This is a genomic window from Micromonospora sp. DT229 (assembly GCF_049844505.1).
In the GTDB taxonomy this organism is placed as follows: Bacteria; Actinomycetota; Actinomycetes; order Mycobacteriales; family Micromonosporaceae; genus Micromonospora.
The window spans coordinates 90156-110621 of record NZ_JBNCLD010000005.1; the positions used below are offsets into that span (position 1 = coordinate 90156).

General features: G+C 71.2%; 17 protein-coding genes. 9 read left to right on the forward strand and 8 right to left on the reverse strand.

Annotated features, from left to right (window positions below; genetic code table 11):
- Window positions 1–167: 167 nt before the first annotated feature.
- From ACLQ2T_RS09800 to ACLQ2T_RS09825, 6 genes are all read right to left on the reverse strand, one after another.
- A complete protein-coding gene (locus ACLQ2T_RS09800) occupies window positions 168–1235 on the reverse strand; it encodes a succinate dehydrogenase/fumarate reductase iron-sulfur subunit (RefSeq protein WP_425765685.1) in 1068 nt (355 codons plus the stop codon).
- Complete coding sequence (locus ACLQ2T_RS09805; protein ID WP_425765686.1) at window positions 1235–3205, reverse strand: fumarate reductase/succinate dehydrogenase flavoprotein subunit; 1971 nt, start codon at window positions 3203–3205, stop codon at window positions 1235–1237. Before ACLQ2T_RS09805 ends, ACLQ2T_RS09800 begins: the two co-directional genes overlap by 1 nt.
- 12 nt (window positions 3206–3217) lie before the next feature.
- The gene (locus tag ACLQ2T_RS09810; protein ID WP_425765687.1) at window positions 3218–4024 is read right to left on the reverse strand and encodes a hypothetical protein; all 807 of its coding nucleotides are present in this window, start codon (window positions 4022–4024) and stop codon (window positions 3218–3220) included.
- A 270-nt stretch (window positions 4025–4294) separates the two neighbouring features.
- Window positions 4295–5677, reverse strand: a complete 1383-nt coding sequence (locus ACLQ2T_RS09815) for a TldD/PmbA family protein (protein WP_425765915.1) — start codon at window positions 5675–5677, stop codon at window positions 4295–4297.
- Window positions 5678–5703: 26 nt separating this feature from the next.
- Complete coding sequence (locus ACLQ2T_RS09820) at window positions 5704–7140, reverse strand: TldD/PmbA family protein (RefSeq protein ID WP_425765688.1); 1437 nt, start codon at window positions 7138–7140, stop codon at window positions 5704–5706.
- Between the two features lie 103 nt (window positions 7141–7243).
- Window positions 7244–9388: a prolyl oligopeptidase family serine peptidase gene (locus ACLQ2T_RS09825; RefSeq protein ID WP_425765689.1), complete on the reverse strand. Its 2145-nt coding sequence runs from the start codon at window positions 9386–9388 to the stop codon at window positions 7244–7246.
- An 86-nt stretch (window positions 9389–9474) separates the two neighbouring features.
- On the opposite strand from ACLQ2T_RS09825, the gene mshB reads away from it, so the two are divergent.
- From mshB to ACLQ2T_RS09840, 3 genes are all read left to right on the forward strand, one after another.
- A complete protein-coding gene (gene mshB, locus ACLQ2T_RS09830; protein WP_425765690.1) occupies window positions 9475–10401 on the forward strand; it encodes an N-acetyl-1-D-myo-inositol-2-amino-2-deoxy-alpha-D-glucopyranoside deacetylase in 927 nt (308 codons plus the stop codon).
- Between the two features lie 14 nt (window positions 10402–10415).
- Window positions 10416–10856, forward strand: a complete 441-nt coding sequence (locus ACLQ2T_RS09835) for a hypothetical protein (RefSeq protein WP_425765916.1) — start codon at window positions 10416–10418, stop codon at window positions 10854–10856.
- A 77-nt stretch (window positions 10857–10933) separates the two neighbouring features.
- Window positions 10934–11386 carry a hypothetical protein gene (locus ACLQ2T_RS09840; RefSeq protein WP_425765691.1) on the forward strand — a complete coding sequence of 151 codons (453 nt, stop codon included), beginning with the start codon at window positions 10934–10936 and terminating at the stop codon, window positions 11384–11386.
- An 84-nt stretch (window positions 11387–11470) separates the two neighbouring features.
- On the opposite strand, the gene ACLQ2T_RS09845 is transcribed toward ACLQ2T_RS09840, so the two are convergent.
- Window positions 11471–12484, reverse strand: coding sequence for a GNAT family N-acetyltransferase (locus ACLQ2T_RS09845; RefSeq protein WP_425765692.1), 1014 nt, complete (start codon window positions 12482–12484; stop codon window positions 11471–11473).
- Window positions 12485–12563: 79 nt separating this feature from the next.
- Between ACLQ2T_RS09845 and fdxA the strand changes: the two genes are divergently transcribed.
- The 5 genes from fdxA to ACLQ2T_RS09870 are packed head-to-tail and all read left to right on the forward strand — an operon-like array spanning window position 12564 to window position 16369.
- Window positions 12564–12890, forward strand: a complete 327-nt coding sequence (gene fdxA / locus ACLQ2T_RS09850) for a ferredoxin (RefSeq protein WP_007464872.1) — start codon at window positions 12564–12566, stop codon at window positions 12888–12890.
- A complete protein-coding gene (gene dapC, locus ACLQ2T_RS09855; protein WP_425765917.1) occupies window positions 12887–13996 on the forward strand; it encodes a succinyldiaminopimelate transaminase in 1110 nt (369 codons plus the stop codon). The genes fdxA and dapC overlap by 4 nt, the downstream gene beginning before the upstream one ends.
- Window positions 13997–14017: 21 nt before the next feature.
- A complete protein-coding gene (locus ACLQ2T_RS09860) occupies window positions 14018–15034 on the forward strand; it encodes a prephenate dehydrogenase (protein ID WP_425765693.1) in 1017 nt (338 codons plus the stop codon).
- A gap of 43 nt (window positions 15035–15077) precedes the next feature.
- The gene (locus ACLQ2T_RS09865; protein ID WP_425765694.1) at window positions 15078–15722 is read left to right on the forward strand and encodes an SIMPL domain-containing protein; all 645 of its coding nucleotides are present in this window, start codon (window positions 15078–15080) and stop codon (window positions 15720–15722) included.
- The gene (locus ACLQ2T_RS09870; RefSeq protein WP_425765695.1) at window positions 15722–16369 is read left to right on the forward strand and encodes a nucleoside/nucleotide kinase family protein; all 648 of its coding nucleotides are present in this window, start codon (window positions 15722–15724) and stop codon (window positions 16367–16369) included. The genes ACLQ2T_RS09865 and ACLQ2T_RS09870 overlap by 1 nt, the downstream gene beginning before the upstream one ends.
- Before the next feature lie 67 nt (window positions 16370–16436).
- On the opposite strand, the gene ACLQ2T_RS09875 is transcribed toward ACLQ2T_RS09870, so the two are convergent.
- Window positions 16437–16994 carry a sugar O-acetyltransferase gene (locus tag ACLQ2T_RS09875; protein WP_425765696.1) on the reverse strand — a complete coding sequence of 186 codons (558 nt, stop codon included), beginning with the start codon at window positions 16992–16994 and terminating at the stop codon, window positions 16437–16439.
- A 175-nt stretch (window positions 16995–17169) separates the two neighbouring features.
- Here ACLQ2T_RS09875 and ACLQ2T_RS09880 point away from each other — a divergent pair, with 175 nt between their 5' ends.
- Window positions 17170–20463 (forward strand): S8 family serine peptidase, encoded by a 3294-nt coding sequence (locus ACLQ2T_RS09880; RefSeq protein ID WP_425765918.1) that lies wholly within the window; start codon window positions 17170–17172, stop codon window positions 20461–20463.
- Window positions 20464–20466 lie beyond the last annotated feature (3 nt).

Here is a 20466-nt window from a genome sequence, read left to right on the forward strand (position 1 = left end):
AACTCCCGCCCCAGCCCCGTTGATCATGAGGTTGGCGGCACCGTGGAGATCGACTACTGCCGTCAACCTCATGATCAACGGGGCTGGGGCGGGGCGGCGCAAGCGCAAGCGGGGGGAATGGGGGAGGGGCTGCGGCATCGCCGCAGCCCCTCCCCCATTCGCGGTGGTTAGTGCTTTTCGTCCTGCTCGGGGTGCGCGAAGTTGAGGTGCTCGGGCGGGAGCGGGAAGGTCACGTCGTCGCCGAAGGGGCTCGGGGCGGCGGCGCGGTCGAAGGTCAGCTCCGTCAGGGGGAGCTTGCCGTTCGCGTCGACTGCCGGGGCGGTCGGATGCGGCACCTCGCGGTGCCAGTTGACGCCCTGCTGCGCCTGCACCTCGGCGGCGGAGTCGTGCGAGCCGCCCGCGTGCGAGTGCACACCGTGGCCGGTGGCGCTGGAGCGCACCGCGCCCGGGGAGTGTTCACTGGTCACGCTGGTCTGAGGCACTTGACCCCTCCGGAAGATCTTGCTGCCGAGCCACACAAGAGGATCGTACCTGCGGTCGACGACCCGTTCCTTCATGGGGATGATCCCGTTGTCGGTGATCTTGATGTGCTCGGGGCAGACCTCGGTGCAGCACTTGGTGATGTTGCAGTATCCGAGGCCCTGATCCGACTGCGCGTACTCCTTGCGGTCGGTCCGGGTGTCCAGGGGGTGCATGTCCAGTTCGGCGGCCCGGATGAAGTACCGAGGCCCGGAGAAGGCCGGCTTGTTGTCGTCGTGGTCACGGATGACGTGGCAGACCGTCTGGCACAGGAAGCACTCGATGCACTTGCGGAACTCCTGCGAGCGTTCCACGTCGACCTGCTGCATCCGGTAGTCACCGGGGGCCAGGTCGGCCGGGGGAGCGAAGGCAGGGGTCTCCCGCGCCTTCTCGTAGTTGAACGACACGTCCGTGACCAGGTCCCGGATGACCGGGAAGGTGCGCAGCGGGGTGACCGTGACGGTCTCGTTCTCCTCGAAGGTCGACATCCGGGTCATGCAGCCCAGCTTGGGCATCCCGTTGATCTCCATCGAGCAGGAACCACACTTGCCCGCCTTGCAGTTCCACCGGCAGGCCAGGTCCGGCGCGTCGGTGGCCTGCAACCGGTGGATCACGTCGAGGACCACCTCGCCCTCGTTCACCTCGACGGTGTAGTCCTGCAACTCGCCACCGTCGGCGTCACCCCGCCAGATCCGGAACTGACGCTTCGTACCCATCAGCTGTTCTCCTTCTCGACGGCGTCGGTGGCCGCGGCGTCTGCGGCGGCGAAGGCGTCGAACTCGGCGAGTTCTTCGTCGGTGAGGTACTTGGCCAACTCCGCGCGGTCGAACAGGCCGATCAACTCGGCGCGCATCTTCGGCAGCGGCTTGCGGTCCAGCCGGACGGTGTCCCCGTCGAGCGAACAGACCAGGTTGACCCGCCGCCACTGCGGATCCATGGTCGGGTGGTCCTCGCGGGTGTGCCCGCCCCGCGACTCGCGGCGCTCCAGGGCCGCCTTGGCGGTGCACTCGGAGACGACGAGCATGTTGCGCAGGTCCAACGCGAGATGCCAGCCCGGGTTGTAGCGGCGGCCACCGGCCGCGCTGACCTTCGCCACCCGCTCACGCAGCTCCGCCAGGCGGGCCAGGGCGTCCTCCAGCTCGGCCTCCCGCCGGATGATGCCGACCAGGTCGCCCATCACCGCCTGAAGGTCCTGCTGGAGGGTGTACGGGTTCTCCCCGGTGTCCCGCTGAAGCGGAGCCAGCGCGGTCTCCACCGCGGTCTCCACCGCGGCCACCGCCACCCGGGGGCGGGCGGCCAGCTGGTCGACGTAACCGGCCGCGTGGCCACCCGCCCGCTTGCCGAAGACCAGCAGGTCGGACAGGGAGTTGCCGCCGAGCCGGTTGGAGCCGTGCATGCCCCCGGAAACCTCACCGGCGGCGAACAGCCCGCGCACCGAGCCGTACGCGGCACCGGTGTCCGGGTCGACCTCGACGCCACCCATCACGTAGTGGCAGGTGGGGCCGACCTCCATCGGCTCCTTGGTGATGTCGACGTCGGCCAGGCCCTTGAACTGGTGGTGCATCGAGGGCAGGCGGCGGCGGATCTCCTCGGCCGGCAACCGGGAGGCGATGTCCAGGTAGACCCCGCCGGCCGGCGTACCCCGGCCTGCCTTGACCTCGCTGTTGATCGCGCGGGCGACCTCGTCGCGGGGCAGCAGCTCCGGCGGGCGCCGGTTGTTGTCCGGGTCGGTGTACCAGCGGTCCGCCTCCTCGGGCGTCTCCGCGTACTGCTTGCGGAAGACGTCCGGGACGTAGTCGAACATGAACCGCTTGCCCTCGGAGTTCTTCAGGATCCCGCCGTCACCGCGCACCGACTCGGTGACCAGGATGCCCTTCACCGAGACCGGCCAGACCATGCCGGTGGGGTGGAACTGGAGGAACTCCATGTTGATCAGGGTCGCCCCGGCGCGCAGGGCCAGGGCGTGCCCGTCCCCGGTGTACTCCCAGGAGTTCGAGGTGACCTTGTACGAGCGGCCGACGCCGCCGGTGGCCAGCACCACGGCCGGCGCCTCGAACAGGACGAACTCCCCGGACTCGCGGTAGTAGCCGAAGGCCCCGGCTACCCGGTCACCGTCGAGCAGCAGCTCGGTGATGGTGGTCTCGGAGAAGACCTTGATCCGGGCGTCGTACGAGCCGAACTCCCGCTTGTCCTCCTGCTGCAAGGAGACGATCTTCTGCTGAAGGGTGCGGATCAGCTCCAGGCCGGTCCGGTCGCCGACGTGGGCCAGCCGGGGGTACTCGTGGCCGCCGAAGTTGCGCTGCGAGATCTTCCCGTCCTTCGTACGGTCGAACAGCGCGCCGTACGTCTCCAGCTCCCAGATCCGCTGCGGTGCCTCCTTGGCGTGCAGCTCGGCCATCCGGAAGTTGTTGAGGAACTTGCCCCCGCGCATGGTGTCCCGGAAGTGCACCTGCCAGTTGTCCCGGCTGTTCACGTTCCCCATGGCGGCTGCGGCGCCACCCTCGGCCATCACGGTGTGGGCCTTGCCGAACAGCGACTTGGAGATGATGGCGGTCTTCTTGCCGGCCAGCCGGGCCTCGATCGCCGCCCGCAGACCGGCGCCGCCGGCCCCGATCACGACCACGTCGTAGTGGTGTCGTTCGATGCGAGTGGTGGTGCTCGTGTCGTGCTGAGAATTGGTCGTCATGGTGTGGGGCCCCTAGTTGATGAACCGCAGGTCGGAGATCCACCCGGCGGCGACGGACATGACGTAGAAGTCGGTCAGCGCCAACGTGCCGAGGGTGATCCAGGCGAGCTGCATGTGCCGGACGTTCAGCCAGGAGACGTAGCCCCAGGCCCGGTACCGGACCGGATGCTTGGAGAAGTGCTTCAACCGGCCACCGATGATGTGCCGGCAGGAGTGGCAGGAGATGGTGTACGCCCACAGCATGATCACGTTGCCGAGCAGGATCAGGTTGCCCAGGCCGAAGCCGAAGCCCTCCGGGCTGCGGAAGGCGGCGATGGCGTCCCAGGTGTTGATCAGCGAGATGATCGCGGCGAAGTAGAAGAAGTACCGGTGCGAGTTCTGCACGATCAGCGGGAAACGGGTCTCACCGCCGTAGGAGGCGTGCCCGTCCGGCACCGCGCAGGCCGGCGGCGAGAGCCAGAACGACCGGTAGTACGCCTTGCGGTAGTAGTAGCAGGTCAGCCGGAACAGCAGCAGGAACGGCAGGGTGAAGGCGGCGTCCGGGATGATCCACCAGCCGGGTAGGTACTGCCCGAAGTGGGAGGCCTCCGGAATGCACCGGTCGGTCACGCAGGGGGAGTAGAACGGGGTCAGGTAGTGGTATTGCTCGACCCAGTACCACTTGTGCATGAAGACCCGGACGGTTGCGTACGCCACCCATGCGCTCAGGCCGATGACCGTGATCAGCGGGGCGATCCACCAACGGTCCGTACGCAACGTCTTCGCCGCGATGGCGGCGCGGGCGCGCGCCCCCCGCAGCTTCGTTGCCGATGATGTCATTCGTGTCGTCTCCCTGACGGGGCCCTCTCACGGGCGGCGGAACACTTCCCGGTCGGCACCCGGATCGGCGCTGCCGAATCCGTTTGCCACGTCATGCGCACACCAACGACCGCGCCGGGCGTACCGGAGCAGCTAAGTGACACACGTTACGCCGATCTAGGCGGGCCGTCCGCGCAAGGCAGTGTCCCGTGTGTCCCGCTCTTTGGAAACCCTCTCGCCATGATCAATATGCGAGCGTCCCAAAAAGATCGACCAGCGGCCGATGGCTGGTCAGCCGGACGCTCCTCCGGTGAAGTTCCATGCGGCCAGCCGCAGCGCGGGCGCCTCCCACCAGACCCCGTCCCAACGACCCGGCTGCCGGACCGCGCGCCGCCCCAGCTCCAGCACCCCACCCGGCCCCAGAGCCCGGGGGTACGACTCGGTGAACCGCAGATCGCGCACCGCGCGGGTGACCTGCCCGTCCTCGACCAGCCACACCCCGTTGCGGGTCAGTCCCGTGATCACCAGACTCTTCGGGTCGAGTACCCGGGTGTACCACAGGTCGCTGACCAGCAGCCCGCGTGACATCCGGGAGACCAGGGCGGCAGTGTCCGCATCGGCCACCGCCCCGGCTGTTCCTGTGGCGGTTGTCGGGACGCCTGGGGTGTCGGTGGTTGTCGTGGCTGGAGCGAGGCGCAGGTTACGCGGGACCGGGCCGATCGTGCTGCTGCCGGTCCAGGCGTGCCCGGTGGACTCGCCGCCCACCTCGGCGGCACTGCGCCGGTCGTGCACCACCGCTCGGGTGACGCCCGCCTCCACCAGCGGCAGGGTGTACGTCGGCGTACCCTCCAGATCGAACGGCAGCCCGGCGGCACCGAGCGGATCGTCGACCAGGGTCACCGCCGAATCGAACTGGGCCACCCCGGGCTCGGCGAAGGACTGCCCCTCGGCGTACTGCCTGCCGTTGAAGCCGTACCAGGAGAAATTCTGCAGCAGGTCGGCCACGGCGGCCGGTTCCAGCACCACCGGATACCGTCCGGGCGGCAACTCGATCGGGTCGGTTCCGGCGCGGGCCTTGGCGGCGGCCCGGCGCCCCAACTCGGCGGCGTCCAGGTCGGTCAGCCGCTGCGCACAGTCGCGGGCGGTGCCGTCGGCGCCGTCGGCCCGGGCGATCCCGTCCATCGCCGCCTCGACCGTGCGGCCCTGCACCGCCTGACCGGCCGAGTTCGCGAACGCCACCGTCCGTACCGCCGTCCGACAGTAGCCGGCGGTCTCCAGGCCACCGGCCGCGTCGACGAAGGCCCGGACCAGCGCCGCCCGATCATCCGGCCCGGCCTGCGCGGTGGCCGCGTCCCACGGCGGCGGGGCCGCCACCGGCTGCGGTGGGGCCAGCCCCGGCCAGGCCGGATCCCGCGGTGCGAACCGGGCCGCCGCCAACACCCGTTCCACCAGCCCGCGCAGACCCTCCGAGGTGACCGTGGTGCCGCTACCGGCGACGGTACGACCAGCCAGGTGGACCCGCAGCCGGACCTCCACGGCGGACTCGGCGACATTCTGATGGATCGCGGAGTTGGCGAACCGGGTCAACGCCAACTCCCCCCGGCTGACCGTCACCTCGGCCTGCGCACCCACCCCGCCGAGCCGGCCGACCAACTCGATCACCTGCCCGGCCATCGCCAGCTCACTGTCCGCGCTCGCGCTCACGCTTGAACTCCTACCCGGACGTTGCGGAAGCGGGCCGGGGCGGCCGGGTGACCGGTGTGCCCGATCTGACCGGGCTGACCCTTGCCGCAGTTGGGGGTGCCCCACGGGACGATCTCGGAGGAGAGCATGTCCATCGAGCGCCAGAACAGCGGCCCGATGCCGGTGTAGGTGGGGTTACGCAGCATCCGCCCGCGCCGGCCCTTGCGGATCTCCCACCCGATCTCGCAACCGAACTGGAAGTTCAGCCGTTTGTCGTCTATCGACCAGGACCGGTTGATGTCCATCAGCACCCCCTCCTCCGTGGCGGCGATGATCTCCTCCAGGGTGTGCGGGCCGGGTTCCAGGCCGACATTGGTCATCCGGACCATCGGCAGCCGCGCCCAGCCGTCGGCGCGTACGCTGCCGCCGTAGTCCAGGCCCGCGACGGCGGCCGAATCCCGCCCGGCCAGCACCCCCACCCACCGCCCGGCGCGTACCGCGTCCCGCTTGACCGCCGGGGAGCCTTCGTCGTCGTAGCCGAAGCTGCCCAGCGCGCCCGGGATGGTCGGGTCGATGGTGATGTTCATCAGCTCCGAGCCGTAGCGCAGCGAGCCGAGCTGGGCCAGGTCCAGCCAGGAGGTACCGGCGAAGGCGGCCTCCCAACCGAGGATGCGGTCCAGTTCGATGGCGTGCCCGACGGACTCGTGGATCTGCAACGCCAACTGCTCACCGCCGAGGATCAGGTCGGTCTCCCCGGCCGGGCACAGCGGCGCGGTCAACAGCTCCCGCGACTCCTCGGCGATCCGCGCCGCGTGGGCGGTCAGGTCCAGCGAGTCGACCAGCTCCCAGCCGGTGGTGCCGTACTGGCCGCGGTAGCTGGGCCAGGACCGGCGCTGGGTCTCGCGGTCGCCGATCGAGGTGGCCGAGATGCCGCCGCCACATTCCCGGATGTGCTGGTCGATGCGGTGGCCCTCGCTGGAGACGAACCACTTCGTGGTGTCCCAGATCTGGTAGAGCCCCTCGGCCAGGTCGGCCCCGTGGTCGGCCGCCGTGGCGGTGGCGGCCACCAGCAGGTCACCCTTGGTGGCCAGGGAGACCGCTAGCGGGTCCACATCGTACGGCGATGACCAGCTGGCGGTGGTGGGCGCGACCGGGACCAGGTCCACCGGGGGGCCGGGGACCAGGCCACTGGCGGCGGCGGTCCGGGCAGCCCGGTGACCGGCGTCGCGGGCGGCGCGGTCGGACAACTCCGGTACGGCGTGGAAGCCCCAGCTCGCTCCGACGAGCGCGCGTACGCCCAACCCCAGGCTCTCGTCCTGGGTCAGCGCATCGATCTCGCCGTTGCGGGCGGACATCGACTCGTAGCGCCGGTGCATCACCCGCGCGTCGGCGTACCTGGCGCCCGCGTCCAGGGCGGCCTGCACGGCCGCAGTCGCCACCTCGAACTCGCTCATGGGCCGACCCTAGGCGAGCCCACCGACGCCCGCTGGCCGGTTTGTTAACCGGGGACCCCTGCTCTACCGCAGGCGTTAACAAGGTGCCCTTCCTTGCACCTCCTCAGGTCAGGTGGGTGCGGAGGAAGTCGAGTTCCAGGCGGAGGAGGCGTTCGGAGAGGCCACCGGCGGCCATGTGGGTCGCGCCGGTCAGGGGGATCACCGAGTGCGGTCGCCCGGCGGCCAGCATCGCCGCCGACAGACGCAGGGTGTGGGCGGCCACCACGTTGTCATCGACCATGCCGTGCACCAGCAGCAACGGGCGGGCCTCGGCCGGGTCGGTGACCGGCTCGGCGGCCAGGTCGACTAGCGAGTGGTGGGCGTACACGTCCAGGCCGTCGTCGGGCATGCCCAGGTAGCGCTCGGTGTACGCGGTGTCGTAGAGGGCCCAGTCGGTGACCGGGGCACCGGCGATCCCGCACTTGAACAGCTCCGGATGGCGCAGCACCGCCAGCCCGGCCAGCCACCCGCCGAACGACCAGCCGCGTACCGCCACCCGATCCAGGTCCAGGTCGCGATGCTTGTCCGCCAGGGCGTGCAGCGCATCCACCTGGTCGGCGAGGATCACGTCCGCGACCCGCCGGTGGATGGCCTTCTCGTAGGAGGGCGCGATGCCCGGAGTGCCCCGGTTGTCGATCACGACTACCGCGAAGCCGGTGTCGGCCCACCACTGTCGTTCCAGCCAGGCTGCTCGCGTGGCCACCACCTCCTGGTGGCCGGGCCCGCCGTAGATGTCCAGCAGCACCGGCAGCCGTCGGCCGGTGACGTGATTGTCCGGGTAGAGCACCGCCGAGGGCAGCCGCCGGTCGGTCACCCGTTCCAGCAGGGGCAGCGGGGAGTACGACGGGGTGGCGGCCAGCGACCGCAGGGTGGCCACCTCCCGGTCGCCCTGACGTACGGTCCAGCGGATCCCGGGGTGGTCCAGCGAGGCGGTGCCGATGACCAGTACCTCCCCGCCGACCGCGGCGGTGTGCCAGCCCGAGTCGGTGGTCAACCGGCGGGCGTCCACCCCGCCACCGATGCTGGTACGCACCCGGAACAGGTGCTGCTCGCTCGGCTCCCCGTCGCTGGCCTCCACCAGCAGGTCCGCCGGTCCGCTGACCGTGGCCAGCCGCCCGACCACCCGACGTACGTACAGCGAGGGTGGGGTCAGCAGGGTGCCGTCGGCGAAGAGGCAGCGGGCGTCGTACCCGTCGTGGGCCAGTTCGCCGCCGACCAGCACCCGCCCGTCGGGCAGATGCGCCGGAGTGCCCGCGATCGGCTCCACCCAGCGGGGGTCGGCCAGCTCGGCGTGCACCTGGGTCTCACCGGTACGCGGGTCGATGGCGAGCACCAGCCCGTGCTGTTGCGAACGGCGCAGCACGGTGATCAGCGGAGCGCCCTCGGCCCAGTGCACCGCTGTCAGGTACGGGTAGGTCTCCCGGTCCCAGTGCACATCCACCCAACCCCCGTCGAGGTCGAGCAGGTGCAGGCTGACCTCCGCGTTCGGGCCACCCGCCACCGGGTACGCGACACTCTCCGGTGGGCTGGCCGGCTGGGCCGGGTCGTGCAGGTGCCAGCGGGGCAGCCGGGTCTCGTCGACCCGGGCGGCCAGCACGGAACGGCCGTCCGGTGCCCACCAGTAGCCCCGGTGCCGGTGGAACTCCTCGGCGGCGATGTGCTCGGCCAGTCCCCAGACCACCCCGGAGTCCTCACCGGCGAGGATGCTGTCGGTGCCGTCGCCGTCGACCACCCGCAGCTGCCCCCGGCGTACCCCCTCGGCCGTGTCGGTGACGTACGCCAGCCGTTGGCCGGTCGGATCGGGTCGGGGGTCGAGGACCGGTCCGGCGACCGGCACCTCGATCACGTCGCCGTGCACCAGGTCGGCTCGGAACAGCCGACCGGCCAGCGCGAACACCGCCACCCGACCGGCGGCGTCCACGGCGTACGAGCCGATGCCGGAGGCGGACAGCCGCATCCGTTCGCGGCGGGCCCGTTCCCCGGGGCTCAGCGCGGCGGGGTCGGCGTCCGCCCCCAGCAGGGTGAGCGGGCAGGCGACCAGCCACTCCTCGCCGGTGGCGACGTCCAGTTGCCAGAGCGCGTCGGCCGGATCCTGTGGGCCGCTGGAGCGCAGGAAGACCACCCGGGCTCCGTCGCCGGCCACGGTGACCGAGCGCGGCGCCCCGTGGCTGAACCTGCGGGTGCGGGCGGCCAGCTCGGGAAAGTCCACAGGCCAGATGGTAGGCCCGCAGCCAGCGCAATGTGAGCGACCTGCGGGGACGCGTCCGGACCGGCGCGGACAAACCGCCGGTTAGAGTGACCGTCGTGACGACGCTGCCCGACCGCCGCCTGTTGCTGGTCCACGCGCATCCCGACGACGAGACCATCGGCACCGGTTCGACGATGGCCTACTACGCCGCCGAGGGTGCTCAGGTCACCCTGGTCACCTGCACCCTGGGTGAGGAGGGTGAGATCCACGTCCCGGAACTGGCCGGGCTCGCCGCCGCCGAGGCGGATCAGCTCGGCGGGTACCGGATCGCCGAACTGGCCGCCGCCTGCGCCGAACTCGGCGTCACCGACCACCGCTTCCTCGGCGGGGCGGGGCGCTACCGGGACTCCGGCATGATGGGCCTGCCCACCAACGCGCACCCGCGCGCCTTCTGGCAGGCCGACCTCGACGAGGCCGCCGGCTATCTGTTGGAGGTCATCCGGGAGATCCGCCCGCAGGTGGTCGTCACGTACGACGACAATGGGTTCTACGGCCACCCGGACCACATCCAGGCGCACCGGGTGACGATGCGGGCGGTCGAGTTGGCCGCGGGGGAGGGCATCGGCCCGGCGAAGGTCTACTGGACGGCGATGCCGCAGAGTGTCCTGGAGGCGGGGATGACGCACTTCGAGGAGGCCTCGGACAACCCCTTCGCCGGTATCACGGACGCCACGGAGTTGCCCTTCTGCACCCCGGACCCACAGATCGCGGCGCGGATCGACGCCACCGAGCAGCACGCGGCCAAGGAGGCCGCGATGCGGGCGCACGCCACCCAGATTCCCGCCAACTCCTGGCTCTACTCGATCGCCGGCAACTTCGGTGCCGAGTTCATGGGGGTGGAGTACTTCACCCTCGCGGTCGGCACCAAGGGGCCGGGCAGCGGCCCGTACGGTTGGGAATCGGACCTGTTCGCCGGGTTGGACGTCGGTGGGAGCCCGCAGCCGTCGGCGGTCCTGTCGGCCGGCCGACGGTGAGCTCGTCCGCCGCGATGTCGGTCGCCCCGCAGGAGCAGCTCCCGCCGCCGCCCAGGGCGGCCGGGGTGCGACGTGTCCTGGATATGGGGCTGCGGGTGGCCGGCGGAGTCGTGGCCGTGGTCGCCGGGGCGGTGACCGCGGTGCTGGAACTGCTGCTGGCGCCGTTGCGGATCGGTGGCTACCTGATCGGGGTGGCGGCGCTGGTGGCCGTGGTGGTGAACATCGCGCTGAGCTGGTTCGCCATCGAGACGGTCGGTCGGCGCTGGGCGGTGGCCCTGCCGGCGCTGCCCTGGGTGGCGATCATGATCGCTGCCGCCGACCGGACCACCGAGGGTGACGTGCTGCTGATCGGCAACTGGGTGGGGCTGGCTCTGGTGGTGGCCGGGGCGATGGCCTTCGCGGTGACGGCCTTCCGGTCGATCGTCGCAGGGCCCCCCAGGCCCGGTCGCTACTGACGACGGCACCGCCCGGGTGGTAGATATTCCTGCCAGGAGTCCGCCACGAGGGCGGACGGTACGGCGGGAGGCTTGCGATGGGTCAGCGGTGGCGCGCGGTCGGAGTACTCACGATCGCGCTGTTCGCAGTCAACGTGGTCGCCCGGTTGATCATCCGGTTCGGCTTCGACGGTGACGAGGCGGCCGCCGACCGGGTGACCCTCGGGATGTTCGTGGTGATCGGCCTGATCCTGGCGGGGACCGCCATCGTCTGGGGGCAGTCCCGCCCACCGGCGCAGTGGGGCGTCGAGGTCGCCGCCGCGATCGGCATGGCGCTGGCCTTGACCATGCTGGTGGGACCGTTGCTGGTCGGCCAGAACCCGTTCGGCAGCGGCAGCGCCACCTTCTTCTGGCAGGTCCTGCTCTACCTGCTGGCGACGAGCATCGGCGCGATCCTGGGCCACCTGCTCCTCACCACCCTGGGCCGCGACTACCGCTCCCAGCGCCTACAACGCCTGGCCCAATCCGCCCCCACCAAACCCCGCCGCTAACCCCCCACCCCACCCCTTGATTCACCCCGTTGATCATGAGGTTGACGGCGAAGTCGATCTCCCTGACTGCCGCTAACCTCATGGTCAACCAGGTCGGTGGGAGGGCGGAGGGGGAGGGGTGCGGGTTCGGTAGGTGTGGTGGGTGGTGAAGCCGAGTTTGCGGTAGAGGGTGACTGCGGGGGTGTTGTGTTGCTCCACCTGGAGGAAGGCTTGGGTTGCGCCTGCCGCTTGGGCCCAGCGGCCCAGGGTTCGGGTCAGGGCGGTGGCGTGGCCCTGACCGCGGGCGGCGGGTAGCACCTCGATCAACGACAGGCCCAGCCACCGGCCCTGGCCGGTCACCGTGCCTCGGCCGACGGCCACCAGCGCCCCGTCGACGTACGCGTGGGCGAAGCGGACCTGGTCCACGGCGGTGAGTACGTGCCGGGCGGCCTCCGGGAGGTCGCCCTTGCGGCTGGCCGCCACCGCCAGCCACTGCTCGGAGGGCTCGTCGGCAAGCTCGATCAGGGCCGCCGACACCGACCTACCCGGCTCCGGCGGCGTCGCGCCCGACTCGGTCTCGGAGGGCGTGGTGAGGAGGGGTAGGGCGAGGGTCTGCACCAGTACGGTCGGGCGGCTGCCCCAGCCTCGCAGGTCGAGTTCGGCACCGACCGGCGCGGCCAGCGGCAGGGGAGTGGTGACCAGCGGCTGCTGCCCCCGGGCGGCGTACCAGCGCTCGACCTCGTCCAGCGCGGCCGGCAAGGGGCGGTCCGGGTCGCCCACCGGCAGGGCGGAGTTGGCGCGACCGGTCCAGCCGTCGGCGGCCCGCAGCAGCCAGTCACCGAGTCGTACGCGCACCGGTGCGGGCCAGGCCTCGTCGGCGGCGAGTTCGAGTTCGATCACGGCGTCGGCGGCCGGGCGTCGGGCCGGAGGCACCCGCTTCGCCCGGTGCACCTCGGTGATCGGGACCCGCACCTGCCCGGTACGGGTGGTGAGGGTGAGGTGGGAATCGGACACCTCGACCAGTTCGCCGAGAGCGTCGGAGTAGACCGGACGACCGGCGCGGGTGCCCACGACACGCCGGACCACGATCCGGTGTCCTAAATCCTGCTCTCCGAGCACGATCGACCTCCTCCCCGACGAGATACTAGGCTCTTAGCGTCGCGGGTGATCGCGGCGTGTCTTGCGGAGGAGAAGACCGGTGACCTACATCATCGCCGAGCCGTGCGTGGATGTGCTCGACAAGGCATGCATCGAGGAATGCCCGGTCGACTGCATTTACGAGGGCAACCGGATGCTCTACATCCACCCCGACGAGTGCGTCGACTGTGGTGCCTGTGAGCCTGTCTGCCCGGTAGAGGCGATCTTCTACGAGGACGACGTTCCGGAGCAGTGGAAGGACTACACCGGCGCCAACTACGAGTTCTTCGAGGACCTGGGCTCGCCCGGGGGTGCCTCGAAGATCGGCAAGGTGGAGAAGGACGCCACCTTCGTCGCCGCGCAGCCGCCGCGCGGCGAGGGGCACTGAGCCGGCCCGCGCCGGTCTCGTCACGGCTTCCCGACTTCACCTGGGACACCCTGGACGCCGCGGCCGTGCTGGCCGCGGCGCACCCGGACGGGTTGATCAACCTGTCCATGGGGACGCCGGTCGACCCGGTACCAGAGGTGATCCAGCGGGCGCTGGCCGACGCGGCCGACGCTCCGGGTTATCCGCTGACGGCCGGCACGGTCGCGTTGCGGGAGGCGATCGCCGCCTGGGTAGCCCGATCCTGCGGGGCCGGGGTGGACGGGCTCGGTGTGCTGCCCACGATCGGCTCCAAGGAGTTGGTGGCCTGGTTGCCCACCCTGCTGGGGCTGGGGCCGGGCGATGTGGTGGTGGTGCCCTCGGTCGCCTACCCCACCTACGAGGACGGGGCTCGGCTGGCGGGGGCCACCACGGTACGCGCGGATTCCCTGACCGCCGTCGGGCCGACCTCCCGGGTGGGTCTGGTCTGGGTGAACTCGCCGAGTAACCCGACCGGCCGGGTGCTGCCCGCCGGCCACCTGCGCAAGGTGGTGGATTGGGCGCGGGAGCGTGGCGCGGTGGTCGCCAGTGACGAGTGTTACCTGCCCCTGGGGTGGACGGCGCAACCGGTGTCGGTGCTGTCCCCGGAGGTCTGCGGCGGCTCGTACGACTCGGTCCTGGCGGTGCACTCGCTGTCCAAGCGGTCCAACCTCGCGGGCTACCGGGCGGGTTTCGTGGCGGGTGACCCGGCCCTGGTGGCGGAGCTGCTGAAGGTCCGCAAGCACGCGGGCATGATCGTGCCGGCGCCGGTGCAGGCGGCGATGGTGGCCGCCCTGGGTGACGAGCAGCACGCCGACGAGCAGCGGGAGCGTTACCGGGCCCGCCGCGACATCCTGTGGGCGGCCTTCACGAAGGCCGGTTTCCGGGTGGAGCATTCCGAGGCGGGGCTCTATCTCTGGCTGACCCGGGACGAGGACTGCTGGGACACGGTCGACTGGCTGGCCCGCCGGGGCATCCTGGTCGCCGCCGGTGTCTTCTACGGCCCGGGTGCCCGCCGGTACGTCCGGGCGGCCCTGACGGAGTCCGACGAGCGGATCGCCTCGGTAGCCGCCCGTCTCGCCGAGGTCTGACCCGGGACGCCGAGGTACGCGATGGTGGTCGGCAGGCAGGCACGGCCCCGGGTGGCCGTGCTCGGCACCGGTCTGATCGGCGGTTCGGTGCTGCTGCGACTGCACGCCGCCGGGCTGGACGTGATCGGCTGGGATCCGGACGAGGCGACCCGCCGACAGGCGCGGGCCCTCGGCGTACCCACTGCCGACCTGTTGGTCGAGGCGGTGGCCGACCGGGAGGTGGTCTTTCTCGGTGGGCCGCTGCCCACCCTGCCGGCGACCCTGGTCGAGGTCGTCGCGGCGACCGACGAGCACTGCCTGCTCACCGATGTCGGCAGCACCAAGGGGCAGGTGGCGGCGTTCGCCGCGGCGCAGGGGCTCACGGACCGGTTCGTACCCGGTCATCCGATGGCCGGCAGCGACCGGGCCGGCCTGTCGGCCGCCGTGCCGGACCTGTTCGCCGGTGCGGCCTGGGTGCTCTGCCCGGCTGCCGAGGGGCTTGCCGCGTTCCGTCGGCTGGTGGCCCTGATCACGGAGGTCTTCGCCGCCCGGGTGGTGCCGATGGCGGCGAATCGACACGACGCCGTGGTCGCGCTCGCCTCGCATGTGCCGCATCTGCTCGCCGGGGCGTTGGCGGGGGCGGCCGAGCGGTCCCCGCTGCGCGACGCCGTGCTCACCCTGGCTGCGGGTAGCTTCCGGGACGGTACCCGGGTGGCCGGCACCCCGCCGCAGCGGACGACGAACATGTTGCGCGGCAACCGCGACGAGGTGCTGGCGGCGCTGGCCGAGGTGCGGGGATATCTCGACGAGCTGGCCGAGGCCCTGCGCGCGGACGATCCCGACCTGCTCACCGCCCGGTACGCCGAGGCCGCCGCGGCCCGCGGAGGGCTGGCCGGTCGGCCGTACGCCGAGCAGGACCGGTCGTTTCCGGTCGCGGGCGTACCCGCCGAGGAGGTGGCCTGGTTGTGCGCCCTGGGTGCGGCCGGTGGGCAGCTCAGCGGCTGCCGGGTGGACGGCGAGGTGGTGACCTACCTGGCGCACCGCCCAACCTCCGCCTGACCATCGGTGGGCGTGCGGCCCGCCCCGCCGTTAGGGTGAGGTCATGGTGGACGGACCGGTGGTGACGGTACGCGGCGAGGCCTACCGCGAGGTCGACCCGGAGATCGCCCGATTCGCGGTCACCGCGCTGGCCCGGGACCGCGACCGGGAGGTCGTGCTGACCCGGTTGGCCGAGCGGGCCGCCGCGATCCGGGTGCTGCTGGATGCGGCCGAGTCGTCGATCGACCGCCGGGAGACCGGTGACCTGCGGGTGCGGCCCGAGACCCGACGCTCCGGCGAGCGGGTGGTGGCCTGGCACGGTTCCGTGGTGACCACGGTGACGGTCACCGACTTCACCGCTCTCGGTGAGCTGATGCTGCGCCTGGCCGACCAGGATCAGGTCGAGGTGGCCGGTCCCTGGTGGTCGCTGCGCCCGGACAGCCCGACCTACCGCCAGGCCCGGCACGACGCGCTCACCGACGCCCTGCAACGGGCCCGGGAGTACGCGGAGGCCCTCGGTGCCCAGGTCACCGACCTGATCGAGTTGGCTGACGAGGGTGGCACCGTGCAGCCCCAGATGATGCGGATGGCCTTCGACGCCGGGGAGTCCGCCGGTGGCACCCCGCAACTGGACTTCGACCCCCAGCCCCAGGGGGTGCACGCCGCCGTACGGGCGCAGTTCCACATCACCCGACCGGTACTGTCCTGATGCCCCCCGCCGAGGTGTTGGCCGTCGAGGATCTGGTGGCGCGGGCCGGCCGGCTGGCCGACGCCGGTCCTCGTCAACTGCTCGGCATCACCGGTGCCCCCGGGGTGGGCAAGTCCACTCTGGCCGTACAGGTGGTGGCGGCCCTCGGCCCGGTCGCCCGGCTGGTGCCGATGGACGGCTTCCACCTGGCTCAGGCCGAACTCGACCGGCTGGGACGGGCCTCGCGTAAGGGTGCCATCGACACCTTCGACGCCAACGGTTACGTCTCCCTCCTGCGTCGGCTCAGACGCAAGGAGCCGACCTCCGTCTGGGCACCCGAGTTTCGCCGTGAGCTGGAGGAGCCGGTCGCCGGGGCGATCGAGGTGCCGCCGGAGGTCCGGCTGGTGGTGACCGAGGGCAACTACCTGTTGGTGCCGCAGCCGCCGTGGGACGAGTTGCGTTCGTTGCTGCACGAGGCATGGTTCCTCGACCTGGACGCCGAGTTGCGGCACCGTCGGCTGATCGCCCGGCATGTCGCGTACGGACGCTCGCCGGAGCAGGCCCAGGACTGGGCGCTGGGCAGCGACGAGGTCAACGCCGCCCTGGTGGCCGGCACCGCCGACCGGGCCGACCTGGTGGTACGCCTGGCCGAGCCGCCACCGGAATGAGGTAAGCCCCGGTCGGTCAGCCTGGATGAGGCGGGCCCAGCGGCCAACGGAGTCGCCGGGCGGGTGGTCAGCCGATCCGGCGTATCGGTCGGGCGGGGCTTCCGACCGCCACCACGCCTGCCGGCAGGTCCCGGGTCACCACGGCACCCGCACCGACGACCGTGTTCTCACCCACGGTCACTCCGGCGAGGACGATCGCACCGCCACCCAGCCACACGTTGTCCCCGATGGTGATCGGCTGGGCCGCCTCCCACTTGGCCCGGCGCTGCTCCGGCTCGACCGGATGAGTCGGGGTCAGTAGTTGGACGTTCGGGCCCACCTGCACGTCGGCCCCGAGGGTGATCGGTGCGGGGTCCAGGAAGACGGACTGGAAGTTGACGAAGCTGCGCGGCCCGATCCGGATGTTGTAGCCGTAGTCGCAGTGGAACGGTGGGCGGATCCAGGTCTGGTCGCCGAGGTCGCCGAGCAGGTCGCGGAGCACGGCCAGGCTGGTTTCGCGCTGGTCGGCGGGGGCGGAGTTGAACCGTTCCAGCAGCCGCAGGGCGTGCAGGTGCTCGGCGATGAGGTCCGGATCGTCGGCGAGGTACGGCTCACCGGCCAGCATGCGCTCCTTCATGGATCTCATCTGCTGATCGTGACCCTCCCGGACACCCTGAGTACTCAACTTCGTCGAATTTTCGACTTCCTGTTGCATACTCAGTATGCAACCCTAGTTGTGTCGATGTACTCACATCGATAGACGCTCACAGCAGGAGGATCAGTTGCAACAAAGGAGCAAACTGACCGCCATCGGCCTGGGGATGGTCCTGGTGCTCGGAGTGCCGGGCGCCGCCTCGGCCACCCCCTCCGGGCCGGCCGCACCGCAGTCCCCCCAGGTCACTGCCCGTCCGGCAGCGCCGGGCCAGTCGACCGTCACCCTGATCACCGGTGACCGGGTGACCGTCACCGAGTCCGGGGCGACGAGCGTACGCCCGGCCGAGGGCCGGTCCGGCATCCGCTTCCTCACCCAGCGTCAGCGGGACCACCTGTGGGTGATCCCGCAGGATGCCCTGCCGTTGGTTCGCGAGGGCCGGGTCGACCGGCGGCTGTTCGACGTGACCGGGCTGATCGCGGCCGGCTACGACGACGCCCGGCGGGACCACCTGCCCCTGTTGATGACTCACCAGCCGGGGGCGGCCCGGCGGAGCGCGGCACCCGAGGGGGTGACCGTCACCCGCGACCTGGCCGCCATCGGCGGGGTCGCGGCCACCGCCGACAAGCGGGAGATCACTGCGCTCTGGACGAGTCTCGCCGGTGGCCCGGCCGCTCGGCTCGACAATGCGGGGGGTGTCGAGCGGATCTGGCTCGACGGCAAGCGGCAGCTGACCCTGGAGCACAGCGTGCCGCAGATCGGTGCCCCCGCCGCCCACCAGGCCGGTTACACCGGCCAGGGGGTCCGCGTGGCGGTGCTGGACACCGGCGTCGACGCCGCCCACCCGGACCTGGTCGGGCGGGTCGCCGAGGCGCAGAACTTCAGCGAGGAGGAGAACCCGGGCGACATCGTGGGGCACGGCACCCATGTGGCGGCGACCATCGCCGGCAGCGGGGCGGCCTCCGGTGGACGCAACCGGGGGGTGGCCCCGGACGCCACCCTGCTGTCCGGCAAGGTCTGTGAGGAGTACGGCTGCACCGAGTCGGCCATCCTGGCCGGCATGCACTGGGCTGCCGTCGATCAGCAGGCCGATGTGATCAACATCAGCCTGGGTGGGTCGGACACCCCCGAGATCGACCCCCTGGAGGAGGCGGTCAACACCCTGACCGAGCAGACCGGCGCCCTCTTCGTGATCTCGGCCGGCAACAGTGGCCGGGCCGGCACTGTGGGCTCGCCGGCCAGCGCGGAAGCCGCGCTCGCCGTCGGCGCGGTGGACCGCGACGACGAACTCGCCTACTTCTCCAGCCAGGGCCCGCGCGTCGGCGACGACGGGCTGAAGCCGGAGATCACCGCACCCGGGGTGGACATCGTCGCGGCCCGGGGCGCGGGCACCGAGCTCGGCGACCCGGTCGGGGAGCACTACGTCTCGCTCTCCGGCACCTCGATGTCCGCGCCGCACGTCGCCGGGGCGGCGGCCCTGCTGGCCCAGCAACGCGGCGACGCGACCGCGGCACAGCTCAAGGCCCTGCTCATGGCCTCGGCCCAGCCGCACCCGGATCTGACCGCGTACCAGCAGGGAGCCGGTCGGGTCGACGTGGCGCGGGCGATCAACCAGCAGGTGGTCAGCGAACCGGCGAGCGTCTCGCTCGGTCGTACCATCTGGCCGCACGCCGACGACGAGCCGGTCACCCGGGAACTGAGCTGGCGCAACACCGGCGGTACGGCGATCACCCTCGATCTCACCGTGCAGGCCACCGGCCCCGGCGGGGAGTCGGCCCCGGACGGCATGTTCTCGCTCAGCACCCAGCAGGTCGTGGTGCCGGCCGGCGGTACGGCCTCGGCCACCGTCACGGCGGACACCAGCATCGACAGCCCGGACGGCCACTACACCGGCCGGGTGCTGGCCCGCTCCGGCGACACGGTGGTGACCACCCCGCTGGCGATCAACAAGGAGGTGGAGAGCTACGACGTGACCCTGCGGCACCTGGGTCGCGACGGTGCCGTGGCAGGCGATCACTTCACCTTCCTGCTCGGGCTGGCGAACTTCGACGAGTTCGTCGCGTACGACCCGTCCGGTACCTCCGAGCTCCGGGTGCCCAAGGGCCGGTACGGGCTCGTCAGCTACCTGTTCGACGAAGCGACCGAGCAGGTGACGATGATGGCCGGGCCGGAGTTGGAGGTGAAGCGGGACACCTCGGTGACCATCGACGGACGCAAGGCGGGCGCGGTACGACTCACCGTGCCGGATCGTTCGGCGAAATCGGCGCTGGCCGTGGCCGACGCGACCTTCCTGCTCGGCGACCTCGGTGCCGCCAGCTTCGGCGCGATCGGCGATGACTTCGGCGGTATCGCCATCGGGCAGCTCGGCCGACCGGTACCGGCGGACCGTTTCGTCAGTTCGGTGTCGAGTCAGTTCGCCGACGTGGAGGCGGCCAACAGCACCTACTTCTACGGGCTGGGCGAGTCCTTCCCCGGCCGGCTGCCCAACGGGGTGACCAAGCACTACCGCAACAGCGACCTGGCCAAGGTCACCCATCGGTTCCAGGGTGGCTATTCCGGGGCGCTGGCCGAGCGGGTCGTCTACCCGGTCTTCGAACCTGACCTGGGCGGCTGGGCGGCCGTGACGAGGGTCGCGGTGCCGGGTCAGCGGGTCGAGTACTACAACGCCAAGCAGGTCCGCTGGTTCGGCGAGTTGGCGTTCGGTACTCCGGTGGAGGACCAGCCGTGGCTGGACCTGGTGGCCGCCTTCTGGTCGGAGCCGACGGCGTACCGGGCCGGTCGGCATCACCGGGAGACCTGGAACGCCGCACCCTACGGACCCTCGTTCTCGACCCCGCGGTGGCCGGACGACGGTGTGACCCGCCAGGGTGACGTGATCGGGGTGGCGCTGGGGTTGCACAACGATGCGGCGGGTCACATCGGTGGCACGCTGATCGATGCCGGGCGTACCGCGCTGTATCGCAACGGGAAGCTGGTCGGGGAGAGCGAGGAGCACGGCTGGGGGCAGTTCGAGGTGCCACCCGGTACGGCGAACTACCGGCTGGAGACCTGGGCCAAGCGCAGCTTCACCGACCTGAGCACCGAGGTCGGCGCCGTGTGGACCTTCCGGTCCGGACATGTCCGGGGCGACGAGTACGCGCGGCTGCCGGTCAGTGTGGTCCGGTTCGCGCCCCCGCTGGACGCGCACAACTCCGCACCGGCCAACCGGGCCTTCGTCATCCCGGTCCAGGTGCAGCGCCAGGCGGGTGCCCCGAAGGGGCGGACCACCTCGCTGACCGTCGAGGTCTCCTACAACGGCGGGAAGACCTGGCAGAAGGCGAAGGTGGTCAAGACCGGCAGTAGCTGGCAGGCCATGGTGAAGCACCCCCGGGGTGCCGACCACGTGTCCCTGCGGGCCACCGCCCAGGACAGCACCGGCAGCACGGTGACCCAGCGGATCATCCAGGCGTACCGCCTGCGGTGAACC

Coding starts and splice junctions, on each gene's coding strand:
- ACLQ2T_RS09835 (WP_425765916.1), top strand. CDS start 10,416: ATGTCGGTCGCCCCGCAGGAGCAGCTCCCGCCGCCGCCCAGGGCGGCC.
- ACLQ2T_RS09880 (WP_425765918.1), top strand. CDS start 17,170: ATGGTCCTGGTGCTCGGAGTGCCGGGCGCCGCCTCGGCCACCCCCTCC.
- ACLQ2T_RS09840 (WP_425765691.1), top strand. CDS start 10,934: ATGGGTCAGCGGTGGCGCGCGGTCGGAGTACTCACGATCGCGCTGTTC.
- ACLQ2T_RS09870 (WP_425765695.1), top strand. CDS start 15,722: ATGCCCCCCGCCGAGGTGTTGGCCGTCGAGGATCTGGTGGCGCGGGCC.
- ACLQ2T_RS09815 (WP_425765915.1), bottom strand. CDS start 5,677: ATGGCCGGGCAGGTGATCGAGTTGGTCGGCCGGCTCGGCGGGGTGGGT.
- ACLQ2T_RS09810 (WP_425765687.1), bottom strand. CDS start 4,024: ATGACATCATCGGCAACGAAGCTGCGGGGGGCGCGCGCCCGCGCCGCC.
- ACLQ2T_RS09860 (WP_425765693.1), top strand. CDS start 14,018: ATGGTGGTCGGCAGGCAGGCACGGCCCCGGGTGGCCGTGCTCGGCACC.
- ACLQ2T_RS09875 (WP_425765696.1), bottom strand. CDS start 16,994: ATGAGATCCATGAAGGAGCGCATGCTGGCCGGTGAGCCGTACCTCGCC.
- ACLQ2T_RS09865 (WP_425765694.1), top strand. CDS start 15,078: ATGGTGGACGGACCGGTGGTGACGGTACGCGGCGAGGCCTACCGCGAG.
- ACLQ2T_RS09800 (WP_425765685.1), bottom strand. CDS start 1,235: ATGGGTACGAAGCGTCAGTTCCGGATCTGGCGGGGTGACGCCGACGGT.
- ACLQ2T_RS09805 (WP_425765686.1), bottom strand. CDS start 3,205: ATGACGACCAATTCTCAGCACGACACGAGCACCACCACTCGCATCGAA.
- ACLQ2T_RS09820 (WP_425765688.1), bottom strand. CDS start 7,140: ATGAGCGAGTTCGAGGTGGCGACTGCGGCCGTGCAGGCCGCCCTGGAC.